The 17,472-nt window shown below is 70.7% G+C and carries 16 protein-coding genes; 10 read left to right on the plus strand and 6 right to left on the minus strand.

Annotated features, from left to right (window positions below):
• Nucleotides 1-82 precede the first annotated feature (82 nt).
• From AB5L52_RS33050 to AB5L52_RS33065, 4 genes are all read left to right on the plus strand, one after another.
• Complete coding sequence (locus AB5L52_RS33050; protein WP_369367441.1) at nt 83-256, plus strand: hypothetical protein; 174 nt, start codon at nt 83-85, stop codon at nt 254-256.
• Nucleotides 253-912 carry a hypothetical protein gene (locus AB5L52_RS33055; protein WP_369367442.1) on the plus strand — a complete coding sequence of 220 codons (660 nt, stop codon included), beginning with the start codon at nt 253-255 and terminating at the stop codon, nt 910-912. Before AB5L52_RS33050 ends, AB5L52_RS33055 begins: the two co-directional genes overlap by 4 nt.
• Nucleotides 913-985: 73 nt before the next feature.
• Entirely contained in the window at nt 986-1,597 is a 612-nt protein-coding gene (locus tag AB5L52_RS33060; RefSeq protein ID WP_369367443.1) for a helix-turn-helix domain-containing protein, read from the plus strand.
• A gap of 14 nt (nt 1,598-1,611) precedes the next feature.
• Nucleotides 1,612-2,349 (plus strand): SRPBCC domain-containing protein, encoded by a 738-nt coding sequence (locus AB5L52_RS33065; protein ID WP_369367444.1) that lies wholly within the window; start codon nt 1,612-1,614, stop codon nt 2,347-2,349.
• Nucleotides 2,350-2,360: 11 nt separating this feature from the next.
• Here the strand turns inward: AB5L52_RS33065 and AB5L52_RS33070 are convergent, their stop codons facing one another.
• On the minus strand, nt 2,361-4,187 hold the full coding sequence (locus AB5L52_RS33070) for an endonuclease/exonuclease/phosphatase family protein (RefSeq protein WP_369367446.1): 1,827 nt from the start codon (nt 4,185-4,187) through the stop codon (nt 2,361-2,363).
• 264 nt (nt 4,188-4,451) lie between these two features.
• Here AB5L52_RS33070 and AB5L52_RS33075 point away from each other — a divergent pair, with 264 nt between their 5' ends.
• The 6 genes from AB5L52_RS33075 to AB5L52_RS33100 all read left to right on the plus strand — a co-directional run bounded on the left by AB5L52_RS33075 (nt 4,452) and on the right by AB5L52_RS33100 (nt 11,879).
• A complete protein-coding gene (locus tag AB5L52_RS33075) occupies nt 4,452-5,879 on the plus strand; it encodes a hypothetical protein (RefSeq protein WP_351017462.1) in 1,428 nt (475 codons plus the stop codon).
• A 168-nt stretch (nt 5,880-6,047) separates the two neighbouring features.
• Nucleotides 6,048-7,517 carry an alkaline phosphatase PhoX gene (locus AB5L52_RS33080; protein WP_369367447.1) on the plus strand — a complete coding sequence of 490 codons (1,470 nt, stop codon included), beginning with the start codon at nt 6,048-6,050 and terminating at the stop codon, nt 7,515-7,517.
• 503 nt (nt 7,518-8,020) lie between these two features.
• Nucleotides 8,021-9,601, plus strand: coding sequence for a TROVE domain-containing protein (locus AB5L52_RS33085; protein WP_351570433.1), 1,581 nt, complete (start codon nt 8,021-8,023; stop codon nt 9,599-9,601).
• Nucleotides 9,602-9,883: 282 nt separating this feature from the next.
• A complete protein-coding gene (locus tag AB5L52_RS33090) occupies nt 9,884-10,567 on the plus strand; it encodes a hypothetical protein (RefSeq protein ID WP_369367448.1) in 684 nt (227 codons plus the stop codon).
• An 89-nt stretch (nt 10,568-10,656) separates the two neighbouring features.
• Nucleotides 10,657-11,274 (plus strand): 2'-5' RNA ligase family protein, encoded by a 618-nt coding sequence (locus AB5L52_RS33095; RefSeq protein WP_351017452.1) that lies wholly within the window; start codon nt 10,657-10,659, stop codon nt 11,272-11,274.
• A 38-nt stretch (nt 11,275-11,312) separates the two neighbouring features.
• Nucleotides 11,313-11,879 carry a helix-turn-helix domain-containing protein gene (locus AB5L52_RS33100; protein WP_351017449.1) on the plus strand — a complete coding sequence of 189 codons (567 nt, stop codon included), beginning with the start codon at nt 11,313-11,315 and terminating at the stop codon, nt 11,877-11,879.
• A 129-nt stretch (nt 11,880-12,008) separates the two neighbouring features.
• On the opposite strand, the gene AB5L52_RS33105 is transcribed toward AB5L52_RS33100, so the two are convergent.
• From AB5L52_RS33105 to AB5L52_RS33125, 5 genes are all read right to left on the minus strand, one after another.
• Nucleotides 12,009-13,211 (minus strand): TerD family protein, encoded by a 1,203-nt coding sequence (locus AB5L52_RS33105; protein ID WP_369367449.1) that lies wholly within the window; start codon nt 13,209-13,211, stop codon nt 12,009-12,011.
• A 110-nt stretch (nt 13,212-13,321) separates the two neighbouring features.
• The gene (locus tag AB5L52_RS33110) at nt 13,322-14,311 is read right to left on the minus strand and encodes a zinc-dependent alcohol dehydrogenase family protein (RefSeq protein WP_369367450.1); all 990 of its coding nucleotides are present in this window, start codon (nt 14,309-14,311) and stop codon (nt 13,322-13,324) included.
• Nucleotides 14,308-15,135 (minus strand): carbohydrate ABC transporter permease, encoded by an 828-nt coding sequence (locus AB5L52_RS33115; protein ID WP_351032474.1) that lies wholly within the window; start codon nt 15,133-15,135, stop codon nt 14,308-14,310. Before AB5L52_RS33115 ends, AB5L52_RS33110 begins: the two co-directional genes overlap by 4 nt.
• Nucleotides 15,132-16,067 (minus strand): sugar ABC transporter permease, encoded by a 936-nt coding sequence (locus AB5L52_RS33120; protein ID WP_351032476.1) that lies wholly within the window; start codon nt 16,065-16,067, stop codon nt 15,132-15,134. The genes AB5L52_RS33115 and AB5L52_RS33120 overlap by 4 nt, the downstream gene beginning before the upstream one ends.
• Nucleotides 16,064-17,434, minus strand: a complete 1,371-nt coding sequence (locus AB5L52_RS33125; protein WP_351032479.1) for a sugar ABC transporter substrate-binding protein — start codon at nt 17,432-17,434, stop codon at nt 16,064-16,066. Before AB5L52_RS33125 ends, AB5L52_RS33120 begins: the two co-directional genes overlap by 4 nt.
• Nucleotides 17,435-17,472: the final 38 nt, after the last annotated feature.

The following is a 17,472-nucleotide window of genomic DNA, read 5'->3' on the forward strand; positions in this document are numbered from 1 at the left end:
CGGGCGAAGGCCCTGTGCCCAACTCCACCCCTCATGGGCCACTATGGCCCGAGGGTCACCGACGTCCGTCATGGGAGGCACCATGAAGCTCGGCAAGGCACTGGCCATCGGAGTCGCCGAGGAGCGGCCGCTCGTCCACGAAGAGCACGAAGAGCACGAAGAGATCGTTCGCGAGGGCGAGACCCCGCTCCGCGAGAAGACCGCCCGCGTCGAACCGGCCGAGCCGGCCCGCGAAGAGGTCCCGGCCGCCCGATGAGACTGCGGCTTCCGGCGGAACGCCCGACGGAGCCGCCGACCGGATACAAGATCGCCCACCCGGTGCTGTCCCAGGACGGCACCCGGGCCGGGTTCACCGGAGTGTCGCTCGGCGGCGCGCTGCCGTACGCCGTGCTCGACGACGCCTCCTGTGTCTACGGCCGTCGGCACCGCCCGCCCGCGCGCCTGTGCGACTGCGGCTTCCACTGTGTCCACGACCGCACTGCCGCCGAGGCCATGCTGTGCACCGCCGAGCACCGCACGGCCCTCCTCTTGGAGGTCTCCGTGCTCGGCGCCTACATCCGCTTCGAGCGCGGCTTCCGCTACGCCCGGCAGCGAGTGCGCACCGCGGCCGCGGGACCGTGCGCCTGCGGTGCCACCGCCGTCGCGCTGGCCGACGCGGGTTGGGGCCGCCCCGGCTGGCGGGCCCTCGTCCCCGTCTGTGCCGGCTGTGTCCATGGCCGTACCTCCGTCTCGCTCGCCGGCTTCGCCCGGCTGGCCGGGGACGGGCTGCGGGTGATGGCGCGGGACGGCACCGCGCCGACACCGGAGCTGGGCGTGCCCGAACTCGTCGCGGAGGCCGCCCTGTTGCAGGCGCGCCTCGACTGGTTCCAGAGCCGGCTCGCTCGGCTCGGAGAGCAGGGGGGTGAGGGTTAAGGGGCGCCGTCGCCCTCTCACCGAAAACTCGATCCGCCTGGACAAAAAAAGTTTTCGGTGGGACGGTGGACGCATGCTGGACGTGACCGTGATCGAGGACCCCGAGGCGGCGGCCGTGTCGCTGGACCCCATCAGGGCCCGGCTGCTCGCCGAGCTGGCCGCCGCGCCCGCTTCGGCGGCGATGCTGGCCGGCAAGGTCGGACTGCCCCGGCAGAAGGTGAACTACCACCTCAAGGCGCTGGAGCGGCACGGCCTGGTCGAGCTGGCCGGAGAGCGCCGCAAGGGCAACGTCACCGAGCGGCTGATGCGTGCGACCGCCGCGTCGTACGTCATCTCGCCGGCCGCCCTGCCCGCCGTGCAGCCGGACCCGGACCGCTTCCGCGACCAGCTCTCCGCGCGCTGGCTGCTCGCGCTCGGCGCCCGTCTGGTGCGGGACGTCGGCGCGCTGATCACCGGCGCCACGAAGGCCAGGAAGCGGCTGGCGACCTACGCCCTGGACGGCGAGGTCCGCTTCGCCTCCGCCGCCGACCGCGCGGCCTTCGTCCAGGAGCTGACGGCGGGCGTGAGCGCCTTGATCCGCAAGTACGACGCCCCGGATGCCGAGGGCGGCAGGGACCACCGGATCGTCGTCGCCCTCCATCCCACGGTCAAGGAACAGCAGCCCGCCCCCGCACTGGATCAGTGAGAAAGAGCCCCGCCATGTCCAAGGAATTCGAGATCGTCCGCGAGTTCGAGGTCGACGTCCCGCCGGAGAAGGTCTGGGAGGCGATCACCACCGGAACCGGCGGCTACTTGTGGCCGATGGACCCGCCCGAGCCCCGGGTCGGGGGCTCCGGACCCTTCGGGTCCACCGTCACCGCCTGGGACCCGCCCCACCGCTACACCAACCGCAGCGAGGACGTCGGCTTCCCGACCCAGTCGGTCAACCAGCTCGACTACACCATCGAGCCCCGCGACGAGGGCCGCCGCGCCTGGGTGCGCTATGTGCACAGCGGCATCTTCACGGACGACTGGAACAACCAGTACGACGGTGCGAGCAAGCACACCAACTTCTATCTGCACACCCTGTGCGAGTACCTCACGCACTTCGCGCCCCGCCCGGTCACCTTCGCCCAGTTGAGTGGGCCCGCGGCCTCGCAGACCACGGAGGCGCTCGCCGCCGTCGGTCACGCCCTCGGCCTGGCGGACGACGCGGCCGCCGGTACGAAGGTCGCCGTCCTGGGCCCCGGCGGGCGGGCCCTGGACGCCGTACTCGACTACCGGAACCCGTATTTCATCGGGCTGCGCACCGACAGCGCCCTGATCCGGTTCTTCGGACGCGGCCACTGGGGTGCCCGGCTCGGCATCAGCGTCCACGACTTCGCGCCGGACGACGACGCCGAGGCGAACCAGAGCGCCTGGCAGGACTGGCTGAACGGTGTGTTCAGCCAGTCCTGACCGGACCGGACTCAGGGACGGAACCGCAGCACCTGCGGGTCGTGGTCGCTGATCTGGTCGTTGAACTCCGAGTTGACGTGCACGCTGTCATACGCGAAGGCGCAGCCGCGCCGGATCGCCGGGCTGATCAGGATCTGGTCCAGGACCTGCTCGTTGCCCTGGTAGTCATAGGTGTAACGCTCGCTCTTCGGCAGCGACTTGATCGCCGACCACAGCTCGCCGTCGCCTTCGAGGATCTTCGCGGTGTCGGAGAACTCGAAGTCGTTCATGTCGCCGAGCGCGACGACGTTCGCGTTCTTCTGGACCTTCAGGATGTCCTTGACGAACGCGTTCACCTCGGTCGCCTGCGCATGGCGCTGGATCTCCGAGCTGCGCGTCGGCGGCTGGTACCGCGAGGTCAGACCCTGGTCGCCGCCCTTGGAGGCCAGGTGGTTGGCGATCACGAAGACGGTCTTGCCGTGGAAGACGAACTCGCCGGCCAGCGGCTTGCGGCTGTCCTTCCAGGCCGCGTTCGCCGGGTCGATCCGGCCCGGCGAGACCGTCAACTGGGCCTTGCCGTCCACCTTCGTGACACCGACCGCGGTGGTGGAGTCGCCGCCCGCGCGGTCCACGAAGGAGACCCGCTCGGGGTTGAAGAGGAACACCTGGCGGATGTTGCCGCCCGGCTGGCCGCCGTCCTGGTCGTTGACCGGGTTGATGGACCGCCAGTCGTACTTCGGGCCGCCCGCCGCGGCGATCGCGTCGATCAGCTTGTTCACGGTCACGCTTGCGTCGACCGTGCCGTCGTCCGTGACACCGTTGTTGTCCTGGATCTCCTCCAGGGACACGATGTCCGGCGACTGCAGGTTGTTCACGATCGCGGCGGCGTGCTGGTCGAAGGTGTTGTCCGACGGGTCGAGGTTCTCGACGTTGTACGTCGCCACCGCCAGCTCGCGGTTCGACTGCTTGCGCGTGGTCTCCCGCTGCAGCCCGCCGTTCTTCAGGGTGCCGAGCTGGTTCGCGACGAGGGTGTAGCCGCCGAACTGGTTGAAGTCCAGCGGGCCGGTGGTGGTGCCCGCCAGGGTGTCGCCGACGTTCGCCTTCGGGAAGTCGGCGGTCGCGCCCAGCGACTGTATCTGCAGCCGGCCGGTGTTCTGGGAGTCGTAGGAGCCGTAGACCGTGCCGCCGCGGCGGTTGCGGTGCTCCCACGGCTTCACGGTGACCCACAGCTCGCTGTACGGGTCGGTGCGGCCGACCACGCGGGCGTCCCTGACCTGGACGTTCATGCCCTCCAGGGACTCGTAGTAGTCCAGGGCGTACGTCGACGGGTCGAGCGTCAGGCTGTCGATCGAGCCGTTCGCGGCGGTGTCGCCCTGCGGGGCGTACTCGTCCGGCACCGCGTCCTCGTCGATGACGACCGGCGCCGGGACCGCGTTGCCCGTCGAGACGGTGGTGATCGTCGGCTTGGTGATCTCCGTCACCGACTGGTTGCCGGAGGAGGTGCCGCCCGGAACGTACTCGGAGACCGTGCCGGTCACCGTCACCGAGTCGCCGACCGCGACCTTCGGCGTGGAGCCGGTGAAGACGAAGACGCCCTCGCTGGTGCGCGGGTCGTCGTCCGGGTTCGGGTCCTGGATCCAGAAGCCCTTGGAGGAGCCGTATGTGCGCGTGGCCGTGACGATGCCGGGCACGTCCGTCACCTGCTGCCCGGCGAACGGCGAGATCCGGGTCGTGCCCTGGATGTCGTGGATGCGCACCGAGTCGGCGTGCGCGGGCGAGGCGAGGACGACGGCGGAGGCCGCGCTGCAGACGGCGGCGACGGTGAGCGCGGCGAGGCGCGTGGAAGACCTGCTCGGCAAGGGATCCCTCCGGGGACATGACTGAGTGCCGGGACGAGGTGGTACGGGAGCGTGGGGGACTCGTAGCCCTCCGTGACACGGGTAGAGCCGAGTGAACAGTTGTCCCCCGAACTTCTACGCGCGTCAATCTCCAGCTTGCGTACGGGAGTTGTCAAGGTTTCGGCCATGTACGACGGCCGACGGGGAGATGAACCGGGCGGCATGGGTGGAAATCCGTCTAGGCTGAGCGGTCGAGCCCGTTCACGGTCCGAGGAGAACCAGCCGATGTCAGACAGCTCCCCCCTGCCGCCCGTACGGCTGCACCCCGAAGCGGAGCTGGCACGCGCCGCGCTGTCCACGCCACTGCTCTCCCGCGCCGCCCGCCTCGCCCGCTGGGCCGGGCCCGACACGCGTGTGGACGCCGGTGGCGGACTGGTCGAGGAGCAGCTTCCGGCCGCCGCCGACCTGCTCGGACTCGTGGGCGACGACGCCGCCGCCTTCGCCAGCGAGGCCTGGCGGGTCGCCGTGGACGCCGGGCTGGTCGAGATCGTGGACGAGGAGGCCGGGACCGTCACGGCGGGCGCGGAGCTGAAGCTGCTCACCGGGGGCTCCCCGACCGATGTGCTCGCCGTATGGCTCTCCGCGCTGGAGACCGTCATCGCCGACGCGAGTGTCCCCGATCTGGATGATCTGGTCGACGCCCTGGACGACGGCGCCGAGATCGATTTCTCGTCACTCGACTGGGACCCCGAGGCCGAGGCCGACTTCCTCGACGGCGTTCTCGGCAACCTCTATCTGCTGACCGTGAGTGAGGACGGCCCCGGTGACGGGCCCGTCCCGCTGCCCGCCCTGGCCGCGTCCATGATCGTCCCCGATGACATGGGCGAGCCCAGCAACGACGTCCTGGAGCAGGTCTCCGACGCGATGATGCGGCTCGACGACCAGTTCCGGATGCTGGAGCCGGTCGGTCTGGTGGAGTACCAGCCGGTGGACGAGGCGTTGATGGCCGACGCCGACGAGGAGCTCGCGGCGCCGATCGACGACACCGACGTCACGCGCTACGGCCTGGTCCGGCTCACCCCGCTCGGTGCCTACGGGCTGCGGGCGCGCCTGCTGGAGGCCGGCTTCGAGGCGCCGGCCGTCGGCGACCTCGCCGACAAGGGAGCGGACGCGCTGCTCGACGGTACGGCGCGGTTCGGGCAGTCGGCGGCCCAGGCCGAGACCGAGCAGTGGCTCGCCCGGCGCGAAACGCTCGTAGCGGCACGGGAGTTGCTGGCCGCGGCGCGCGGCGGTGACGCCGGTGCACCGCTGCGCCGGCTGCGCTGCCAGCAGGCCCTGTCCCTGATCGGCGCGGAGGCCGAGCCGGCGCTGCGCGAAGTGCTCGACGATCCCGAGCTGGGCGGTCTGGCCCGCGTGTGGCTGAGCGAACGGGGTGCCGCCGGGGTGCCGGCGCCGTCCCAGGAGCTGGTGTTCTGGCTGACCGTCGACACGGTCGCCGCGCAGCTTCAGGCCGAGGGCAACTCGGAGGAGCTCCAGGCGCTGGTGGAGGGGCTGGCCTCGCAGCACAGCGGGTTCTTCGCCGCGGCCTGGCGGGTGGAGCACCCGGCCACCGCCGATGTGCTGGAGGCGATGGGGCGGCTGCACCCGGACAAGAAGGTGGCCAAGGAGGCACGCAAGGCGGCCTTCAAGGCCCGCTCCCAGCAGGGCGGTTGAAAGCCTCTAAAGCCTCTTGAGCCGGTCGTGGGTCGGAGCATACGGATTCCTGGACGAGGGCCTCTGAAGTAGGCCGCTGTTCAACTCCTGTTCAGGGTGTGGCGAGAGCGTGTGCGCCGAACCGAGGTCCGCCATCCTCCACGGCACTCCACCGTCTCAGGAGACACCATGTCGCTCACCCGCAGGGACTTCGCCGGGAAATCCGCGATCACCGGTGCCGGGGTCGCCCTGACGGGCAGCGTCGGCGCGCTCGCCACCGCCCCGAACGCCCTCGCCGCGACGGACGTCGACAGCACCGGGAACACCGAGGCGGAGCCGGCGCACGCAGGTCACCACGGCGTCGGCTACGGCCCGCTGATCGCCGACCCGGACGGCATCCTCGCCCTGCCCGCGGGCTTCGCGTACAAGATCATCACCTGCAGCGGCAAGACCACCCTGGAGTCCGGCGAGTTCACGCCGTCCCACCACGACGGCACGGCCGCCTTCGACGGCCCCCGCGGTACCACCTTCCTCGTCAACAACCACGAGCTGGCCGGCGCCCGCGCCCAGTGGCCGCACCCGGTGCCGCTCACCGAGGGCCTCGTCTACGACCCGGCGGCGGCCGGTGGCTGCACCGTCGTCGAGGTCCGCCGCGACGGCGAGGTCGCCGAGTGGGTGGGCATCGCCGGCACCGCCGCCAACTGCGCGGGCGGCAGCACCCCGTGGGGCACCTGGCTGACCTGCGAGGAGACCGAGGACAAGGCCGGCAGCCACGGCTTCACCAAGGACCACGGCTATGTCTTCGAGGTCGACCCGGAGGACCGCCGGGCCAACCGTGACCCCAAGCCGGTCAAGGCCCTCGGCCGCTACGCCCACGAGGCCGTCGTCGTCGACCCCAGGCGCGGCCACCTCTACCTGACCGAGGATGCGGCCGGCCCCAATGGCCTGCTCTACCGCTGGACCCCGCCGGAGGGCTTCCGGCACGGCCGCGGCGCGCTGCGCACCCTCGCCGACGACGCGGGCGTGCTCCAGGCCTTCAGGTGCTTCGACTCCGGCGGCAGGTTCGTGGACGACCTCTCCCGCGCCACCAAAACCGGCACGGTCTACGGCGTCGACTGGCTGGACGTCCCCGACCGTGACGCGAGGACCGTCTCGGTGCGCAAGCAGTTCACCGACGGCCAGGTCACCCGCGCCCGCAAGCTGGAGGGCATGTGGTGGGGCGACGGCGGCGCCTACGTCGTCTCCTCCTACGCCCGCGCGGAGAGCCCGGTCCAGCACGACGGCCAGGTGTGGTTCTACGACCCCAGGCGCCGCACGCTGACTCTGAAGGTCCTGCTCGGTGTGCACCCCGACCCGGCCGACGCGTCGGCGGACGGCAGCTTCGACGGCCCGGACAGCATCACCGTCTCCCCCTACGGCGGCCTCGTCATCGCCGAGGACGGCGAGGGCGTCCAGCACCTGTTCGGCGCCACCGGGAGCGGCCGCACCTATCCGATCGCCCGCAATGAACTGAACATCGGCACCGAAGACGCGCCCGAGTACGGCGAGTTCACCGGTGTCACCTTCTCGCCCGACGGCCGCACCCTGTTCACCAGCATCCAGACGCCCGGGATCATGCTGGCCATCACCGGGCCGTGGAAGCGGCAGAAGCGCGGCTGAACTCCGGGCCGTGAATAATTCGTTCGCCCGTCCCGCGGCACCCCTCCTAGAGTGATGCACGTCCAGGTGCGAAGGCAGGACCTACTTCCACTTCTCATGGGGAGGCCGCGGGTTCGAGTCCCGCCACCGGCTCCAACAGGCCGGTGTAGCTCAGGGGTTGGAGCACCAAACGTCGGTTCCGCCGACCTCGATCTCTGGACACCGAAGACTTCACGCACCTCCCGGTGCGAGGGCAGAGGCTACTTCCCTTTCCAGGAATGAAACACCAGCCGCCGCCGGACTGATCTCGGGAGGCGTGGCACATGGTGGGTGTCCGGTGCGCAGGCAGCGGTTACTTCCAGGGATCAGAAGACTGCGGGTTCGAATCCCGTCACCGGCTTCGCGTCGGTGTGGCTCAAGGGACGGAGCGTCTGACAAAAAGTCCGTCGCCGACTCTCGATCTCGGACACCCTCTTTCTGCCGCGCCTCCCTCCGAAACGGAAAGGAATTCGGGGGAATTCACCATGGCGCGATTCAACACGCGTACCGCGAAGGCGCAGCCGAAGTCGGCCGTGACGTCGACCGGCCGGATCCTGCGGACCTACGAGGGCGGCCGGGGACAGGAGCGCGACCCGCGCTCGGAGCTCTTTCTGCTGGCGGTGTCCCACTTCGCCCAGGGCACCTTCTACGAGAACGCCCAGGACCGCGACGACCGGTTCGCCCGGCTCGTGCGCGACCTCGCCGTCAGCGACCCGGACTGGACGGCCGGACTGCTCGGCTGGCTGCGTGGTGAGGGGCAGCTGCGGACGGCGTCGATCGTGGGTGCCGCGGAGTACGTGCACGCCCGGCTGACGGCGGGCGCCACCGACGGCCCGTCGAACCGGCAGGTCGTCGACTCCGTTCTCCAGCGCCCGGACGAGCCCGGCGAGTTGCTCGCGTACTGGACGTCCGCCTACGGCCGCGCCGTCCCCAAGCCCGTCAAGCGCGGGGTCGCCGACGCCGTACGACGGCTCTACCACGCCAAGTCGCTGCTGAAGTACGACACCGCGTCCAAGGGCTACCGCTTCGGCGACATCCTCAACCTCGTGCACGCGGCACCGGACCCGGACAAGCCGTGGCAGGGCGAGCTGTTCCGGTACGCGCTCGACCGCCGGCACCACCCGGACACGGCCGTGCCGCCCGCAGCGCTCCCGGTGCTCACCGCGCACCGCGAGCTGATGGCGCTGCCGGTGGCGGAGCGGCGGGCGGTCGTCACCGCACCCGGCGGCGCCGAGCGGCTCGCGGCGGCCGGCATCACCTGGGAGGCGCTGGCCGGCTGGCTCCAGGGCCCGATGGACAAGGCGGCCTGGGAGGCCGTGATCCCGTCCATGGGCGCGATGGCGCTGGTCCGCAATCTGCGCAACTTCGACGAGGCGGGCGTCTCGGACGAGGTCGCCGCCCAGGTCGCGGCGAAGATCAGCGACCCGGCGCAGGTGGCACGCTCGCGGCAGTTCCCGTTCCGCTATCTGGCCGCGTACCGGCACGCGCCGTCGCTGCGCTGGTCGTACCCGCTGGAGCAGGCGCTCGGCCACTCGCTGGGCAACGTGCCCGCGCTGCCCGGCCGGACGCTGGTCCTGGTCGACCGGTCGGGCTCGATGTTCTGGTCGTCGGCGGGGGAGCGCTCGCAGCTCAACCGGGCCGACGCGGCGGCGATCTTCGGTACGGCGCTCGCGCTGCGGGCGGCCGACGCGGACCTGGTGCAGTTCGGCACGACAAGCGGCGAGGTGACGTTCCGCAAGGGCGAGTCGGTGCTGAAGATCCTGGAGCGCTTCGGCGACCTGGGCGGCACCGACACCACCGACGCGGTGCGCCGGCACTACAAGAAGCACGACCGGGTGCTGATCGTCACCGACGAGCAGTACGCCCCGAACCGGCACGGCGACCCGACCGCCCAGATCCCGGCCCAGGTGCCCGTCTACACCTGGAACCTGGAGGGTTACCGGGCGGGCCACGGCCCGTCGGGCACGGGCAACCGGCACACCTTCGGCGGTCTCTCCGACGCCGCGTTCCGGATGGTGCCCCTGCTCGAAGCGGCCCGCGACGCACGGTGGCCGTGGCAGGCCTGAGCGGCATCCGGCAAGTGCGCGCCGATGCGGGAGAGTTGGGGCGGGTGGCCGGACTGCGTCCAGGACGAGGCGGGCAACATCCACCCGCCTCGGCGGCCGGCCGGCGCTGAACGTCCGCAGTGCCCTGTTTCAGTCGTGTGCAGCCGCCGGCGGGCCTGCTGCGCCCGGCTCGCGGCCGACACGACGCGTCTGGCGGTAGGTCGCACATCCCTACGATCGATGCGTCTACTCTCACGCTGAGTAGTCAATAGGATTCACACTCAGGTGAGAAAGGGTCGAAACATGCGCAAGTTTCAACGCGCCGCATTCGTGGCCGCAGTGGTCGCGGGACTGTCCACCTACGGCGCCGGCGCCGGCTTCGCCGCCGACAACGACGGTCCGCACCAGGTCACCGCGGTGGCTGTCGCCGAGGCCACCGCCGTGGTCGTGGCGGCTCCTCCGCACCGCGAGCCGCACTCCGACGAGCAGAAGCCTCCGTACCAGGAGGAGGACCACGACCACACGAAGCCGACGGAGCATGAGCACGAGCATGCGGGCGGGGAGCACGACCACAAGCACGATGGGCCGAAGCCGGACCATGACCACGATGGCTCGGAGCCGGATCACAAGGGCGACGAGTCGAAGCCCGGTCAGGAGCAGGACGGCTCGAAGCCCGGTGACAAGGGTGACGAGTCGAAGCCGGGACACAAGGACGATGGATCGGAGCCGGGACACAAGCAGGACGGGGCGATGCCCGGTGACGAGCAGGACGGGCCGCAGGGGGATCACAAGGGCGACGAGGCGAAGCCGGGGCACAAGGACGATGAGGTGAAGCCGGAGCACGAGCACCACCAGACGAAGCCCGCGCAGCACAAGCACCACGGGAAGAAGCACGGTCGCAAGCACCACGTGGTCAAGCACGTGGTCAAGCACGTGGACAAGCACTTCTCCCACGCCTGGGTGGCCGTGAGCACGTCGGTTGGGTGAGCAGTCGGATCATGGGCGTCCGGATGCCGTGAGGCATCCGTCGAAAGCCCAGGGCGGCGGCCGTCGGCGGGCGGGGTCATGATGGCGGTGTGCCCTGCCCTCCGACGCCCGGTCCGGCCGAAGCCGCCTTCGGCCGCCTCACGTCGGCCCCGACACCCCGGACCGCCGTGGCCTGGCTTCCCCCGGCCGAACTCTGGCCCGCCATCCAGCGCATCCGCATCGAGCACGACCCGCAGATCCGCCGCTGGCCACCCCATGTGAACCTGGTCTACGGCTTCGTACCGGAAGAGGACTTCCCGGTGGCGCTGCCGCTGCTGGCCACCGCGGCCGCCGGGTGCGAGCCGTTCGACATCCGGCTCAGCGGGGTCCATGCCTTCCGCCACCGGTTCTACGCCACCGTGTGGCTCGACCCCGCCGCGGCCGGCGTCGCGCCCTGGACGGAGCTGCGGCGGGCGCTGGGGGAGCCGTTCCCGTACTGCGCGGAGCGCTTCCCACGCTTCATCCCGCACCTCTCGCTCGGCCGTACGCGGGTTCCGCGCGTTCTCGTGGCCGAGTGCGCCGCCCGGCTCGGCGTGCTGGAGGCGCGTGTGGCCGAGATCGACGTGCTCTCCCGCCGTGGTGACGGTCCCATGCGGACGCGGGCCACGATCGACCTGGGCACCGGTGCCGTACGCCGCCACCTCGGGCCGGACCCGGATGCTCGGTAGGCTGCGCAGAGGATCCCCGGTTGGCAAGGAGTATCTGGATGCCGCAGGCCAGACCCATGCGCGCGGACGCTCGGCGCAACTACGAGCGGCTGCTGAAGGCGGCGGTGGAGGCCTTCGCCGAGCATGGGGAGAACGCGTCGCTCGATGACATCGCCAAGCGCGCGGGTGTCGGCGCGGGCACGCTCTACCGGCACTTTCCGACCCGGCAGGAGCTGCTGGAGGCCGCGTACGTCGATCACTTCCAGGCGCTGGGGGCGCGGGCCGGGGAACTGGCGCGGGAGTTGCCGCCGGGGGAGGCGCTCATGGCGTGGCTGTACGAGCTGTGTGTGGCCACGATTCAGGTGCGGGGGCTGAAGTCTCTGCTGGGCTCGGCGGTCACGGATGGTGGCTCGGTGGCGCGGACGGCGTGTGGTGCGTCGGTGCAGGGTGCGGCGGCCCGGTTGGTGGCGGCGGCGCAGGCGGAGGGGGTGCTGCGGGGGGATCTGGAGCCGATCGAGGTGCTGCGGCTGGCGCACGGGGTGGCCACGGCGTCGGAGCTGGCGGACGGTCAAGGGCGGGAGATCCAGCGGTATCTGACACTGCTGGTGGAGGGACTGCGGGCGTAGCGGGCGGGCGGCTTGTGCGGTGCCGGGGTGGGGCTGGGGGTGGGCCTTGCGTGCCCGTGCCGGCGGGGTGCCCCCAGAGGGGGCACCCCGCCGGCGCCCACCCGGGCCGCCCCAGCGGCACCCGGCGTTCTACAGGGCTCTCGCTCCCGGTTCCACCATGTTGCGGACCGTGCGGGCTTTGACGAAGTCGCCCATGGCTGTCATGTCCCACTCGCCCGAGAACTGGCGGATCAGCTTCGCCATCATCACGCCGGTCTGGGGCTCGGCGTGGGTGAGGTCGAAGCGGACCAGTTCTTCGCCGGTGGCCGCGTCCACCAGGCGGCAGTACGCCTTGGCGACCTCCGTGAACTTCTGGCCGGAGAAGGAGTTCACCGTGAAGACCAGGCCGGTGACCTCCTGGGGGAGGCGGCCGAGGTCGACGGTGATCACCTCGTCGTCGCCTGCGCCCTCGCCCGTCAGATTGTCGCCGGAGTGCCGGATCGCGCCGCCCAGGATCGTCAGCTTGCCGAAGTAGCAGCTGTCGATGGGGTTGCGCTGCGGGCCGTAGGCGATGACCGAGGCGTCCAGGTCGATGTCCCTGCCGCGGAACGCGGGCTCCCAGCCGAGCCCCATCCGCACCTGGGAGAGCAGCGGCCGGCCGCCCTTGACCAGGGACACGGTCTGGTTCTTCTGCAGGCTGACCCGGCCCTTGTCCAGATTGACCTTCCCCGCACCCGGCACCGGGGCGGGCGGGGTGGCCGGGGGCTGCACCGGGGGCGCCGGCGGGGTGACCGGGGGCTGCGGGGCGGGCGTCGGCGGTGCCGCCGGCTGCTGCGGCGGGGCGGTGGGGGCCACCGTCGGCTCCTCCACCGTCACGCCGAAGTCCGTCGCGATGCCGGCCAGCCCGTCGGCGTACCCCTGGCCCACCGCGCGGGCCTTCCAGGCGCCGCCCCGGCGGTAGATCTCCACGACGACCAGCGCCGTCTCCGCGCCGAGCCGGGGCGGGGTGAACGTGGCCAGCACGGTGCCGGCGTCCGCGTCGCGGATCGTGGCCGTCGGCTCGATGCCCTTAAAGGACTGGCCGGCCGCGTCCGGGCTGGCCGTCACCACGATCTTCTCGATGTCCGGCGGGACGGCGGCGGTGTCGACGGTGATCGCGTCGGGCGCCGCACCGCCGCCGGACGCGTGGGTCACGCCCGGCCCCGCCGGCTGGTTGTAGAAGATGAAGTCGTCGTCCGAGCGCACCTTGCCGTCGGCGGTGAGCAGCAGGCCCGACACGTCGAGCCGCACCGGAGCGGCGACGTCCACCGTCACGCGCGCGGCCGGGAGAGGGATGTTCGAGCCAGGGGTCATAGCTGTCATGCCGGGTGAACGAACGACACTGCTTTACCGTTCCCTTACCCAACCCCCAATCGGCTCAGGGTCCCTGCCCCGAGCCGCCTCGGGGTTCCGCCCGTGTCGGTTCAGGGCACCACCACGATCTTCCGCCCGACCCCGGCCGCGAACTGCTCCAGCGCCTGCGGGTACCGCTCCAGCGGGATCCGGTCGCTGATGAAGATCTCCGGGTCCAGGACCCCGTTCGCGAACAGCTCGGCCGCCCGCTCGAAGCTGTGCAGCACCGCCATGGAACCGGTGATCGTGATCTCCTGGTTGTAGACGCGGTAGGGGTCGATCGTCACCCGCGTCGCATAGTCGGCCACCCCGAACTGCAGAAACGTACCCGCCTTCGCCACCCGGTCCAGGCCGTCCTGGATCGCGTTCGCGTTGCCGGTCGCGTCCACGACCACGTCCCAGCCGTGCGGCCGGTCCAGCTCGTCCGCGTTCGCCGCCGAGGCGGACACCCCGAGCTGCCGCGCCGTCTGAAGCCGCGCCGGGTTCACGTCGACGACGTCCACGCTCGCGGCGCCCGTCCGCTTGGCCAGCTCCAGCATCATCAGACCCATGGTCCCGGAGCCGTAGATCAGCACGTGGGCGCCCAGCCGGGACTGCAGGACGTCGTAGCCGCGCACCGCGCAGGACAGTGGCTCCACCAGGGCCGCGTCCTCGGTGCGCACATGCTCGGGCAGCTTCACACAGTTGGCCACGGGGGCGAGCGCGTACTGGGCCGCCCCGCCCGCCGTGGTGACGCCGATCGCGGCCCACCGCTCGCACAGGTTGTTGTGGCCGGTACGGCAGTAACGGCATTCGTAGCAGTACAGGGAGGGATCGACGGCCACCCGGTCGCCGACCGCGACCTCGGTGACCTGGCTGCCGACCCCGACCACCTCGCCCGCGAACTCGTGGCCGGGGACGATCGGCAGCTTGGGCGCGAACTCGCCCTGGAGGATGTGGAGATCGGTGCCGCACAGGCCGCAGGCGGCCACTTCGACGACGACCTCGCGCGGTCCCGGCGTCGGGTCCGGCACCTCGGCGACGACGGCGTGGCCCACGGACTCGATGACGGCGGCCTTCATTTCACGGCTCCCAACGACAGACCCTGGACCAGCTTGTCCTGGGCGGCGAACCCCGCGGCGAGCACCGGCAGGGAGATGACGAGCGACGCGGCGCACACCTTGGCCAGGAACAGGCCCTGGCTGGTGATGAAACCGGTCAGGAAGACGGGGGCGGTCTCGGCGACCACGCCCGTCAGGACTCGGGCGAAGAGAAGTTCGTTCCAGCTGAAGATGAAGCAGATCAGGCCCGTGGCGGCGATGCCGGGCAGGGCGATCGGGGCGACCACGCGGGCGAGGATCGTCGGCAGCCGGGCGCCGTCGATCTGCGCCGCCTCGATCACCGCCACCGGGACCTCGGCGAGGAAGGACTGCATCATCCACACCGCGATCGGCAGGTTCATGGAGGTGTAGAGGATGACGAGGAGCCAGATGTTGTCGAGCATCCCGGTGTTCTTCGCGAACAGGTAGATCGGCAGCAGACCGGCCACCACCGGCAGCATCTTCGTGGACAGGAAGAAGAACAGGACGTCCGTCCACTTGCGCACCCGCCGGATCGACAGCGCGTACGCCGCCGGCAGGGCCAGCAGCAGTACGAGGACCGTCGAGGCCACCGACGCCACCCCGGAGTTGATCAGCGCGGGCCAGGGGCTCGCCCCGCCGCCGCTGCCGAAGAACTCGCGGTAGCCGTCGAGGGTCAGCGACGCGGCGAAGGACGGCGGGTTGGTCGCCGCGTCCGCCTCGGAGTGGAAGGACGTCAGCGCCATCCAGGCGATGGGCAGGAAGAACACGATGCCGACCAGCCAGGCCACCAGGCCCAGTCCGTTCCGGCGCAGTACGGCGTTCATGCGCGGGACACCTCCTCGCGGAACAGGGACGACACCACGCGCAGGGCGAAGGTCGCGATGATGATCGAGCCGATGACGACCAGGACGCCGGCGGCCGAGGCGAGGCCGTTCTCGTGGGCCTGGTAGAAGCTCTGGTAGACGGTGTAGGGGAGGTTGGCGGTGCCGAGGCCGCCGGACGTGATCGTGAAGACCGCGTCGAAGTTCTGGACGATGTAGATCGAGCCCAGCAGGGCGCCCAGTTCGAGGTAGCGGCGCAGGTGCGGGAGCGTCAGATGGCGGAAGACCTGCCAGTCGTTCGCGCCGTCCACCCGCGCGGCCTCGATCTGCTCGGGGTCACGGCTCTGCAGCCCGGCGAGCAGGATCAGCATCATGAACGGCGTCCACTGCCACACCAGGGAGGCCTCGACCGCCAGCAGCGGGGTGTTGGAGATCCAGTCGGGCTGTGGGCCGCCCACATAGTGCAACAACCCGTTGAACAGGCCGTATTCGGGGTTGTAGAGCACATGTTTCCAGAGCAGGGCCGAGGCCACGGGGACGACGAGGAACGGCGCGATCAGCAGGGTGCGGACCACGCCCCGGCCGAGGAACTTGCGGTCCAGGAGCAGCGCCAGCGCCAGGCCCAGGACCAGGCTGGCCAGCACCACCGTCACCGTGAGCAGCACGGTCGTCCACACCGAGTGGCGCAGGTCCGGGTCGGTCAGGACCTGGTGGTAGTTGTCGAGGCCGGTGAAGTGGCGGGCCTTCGGATAGAGGGCGTTCCAGTCGAAGAAGGAGATCACCAGCGTGGCCACGAACGGCAGCTGGGTCACGATGATCATGAAGACGAGGGCGGGCATGAGGGGGGCCCGGGTGGCCCAGGCGCGCAGCCGGGCGGAGGGCTGCCGGGTCGCGCGTACCGGTGTTGACGCAAGGGGTGCTGTCGTCGCGGTCATCGTCCCTCGTACTCCTTGGAGATCTTCTCGGCGAGTTGCTGGGAGTTCCGCAGGGCCGAGTCGACGGACTGGCGTCCGGCGACGGCCGCGCTGATCTCCTGGGAGACCTTGGTGCCGAGGTCGGTGAACTCGGGGATGCCGACGAACTGGATGCCGGGCGCGGGGCGCGGCTGTACGCCGGGGTCGCCCGGCCGGGCGGTCTCGATGGCCTGTTTCGTCATGTCCTGGAACGCGGCGGCCGTCTTGCGGTAGTCGGCGTTCGTGTACGTCGAGGCCCGCTTGCCCGCCGGTACGTCGGACCAGCCGCTGGTCCTGCCGACCAGTTGCTCGTACTCCTTACTGGACGCCCAGGACACGAACTTCCAGGCCTTGTCCGGGTTCCGGGAGGCCTTCTGGATGCCCCAGGCCCAGGTGTAGAGCCAGCCGGAGGCCGGGGTCTTCTCCACGGGGGCGGGGGCGTAGCCGAGCTTGTCCTTGACGGGGGAGCCCTTCGCCTCCAGCAGTCCGGCCGCGGAGGTGGCGTCGTACCACATGGCGACCTTGCCCTGGGTCATGTCGTTGAGGCACTCGGCGAAGCCGGACTGGGCGGCGCCGGACTCGCCGTGCCCCCGCACCAGGTCGACGTAGAACTTGGTCGCCCGCTCGAACTCGGGGGAGTCGAGGTGGGCCTTCCAGTTCTTGTCGAACCAGGTGCCGCCGAAGGTGTTCACCATCGTGGTCAGCGGCGCGATCATCTCGCCCCAGCCGGGCAGGCCGCGCAGGCAGATGCCCTTCATGCCGGGCTCGGCGCCGTCCGCCCGCGCGGCGAGGTCGGCGACCTGCTGCCAGGTGGGGTGGGCCGGCATGGTGAGGCCCTTCGCCGCGAACACGTCCTTGCGGTACATCAGGAAGGACGACTCGCCGTAGAACGGCTGGCCGTAGAGCTTGCCGTCGGCGGCGGTCAGGGACTGCCGCATGGGTGCCAGGACGTCCTGCTCGTCGTACGCCGGGTCCCTGGCGACGTACGAGTTCATCTCGTGCAGCCAGCCGTTGCGGGCGTAGATCGGTATCTCGTAGTTGGAGAGGGTGGCGATGTCGTACTGGCCGGCCTGGTTGGCGAAGTCCTGGCTGATCTTGTCGCGGACGTCGTTCTCGGGCAGGACCGTGAAGTTGACCTTGATGCCGGTCTCTTTGGTGAAGTGGTCGGCGGTCAGCTTCTGCAGCTCGGTCATCTGGGGGTTGTTGACCATCAGTACGTTGATGGAATCGCCGCCGGAACCGGTCCCGCCCGCACCGACCCAGCAGCCGGAGAGCAGCGGGGCGAGCAGCGTCCCTGCGGCGGCCATGGCGAGCTTGGCTCGCGGCCTCCGTCGGCTCTGGGTTCGCATGGATCGCTCCTGGACTTATATGAACATAATGGACATTT

It is taken from the genome of Streptomyces sp. CG4 (assembly GCF_041080655.1).
Lineage (GTDB): Bacteria > Actinomycetota > Actinomycetes > Streptomycetales > Streptomycetaceae > Streptomyces.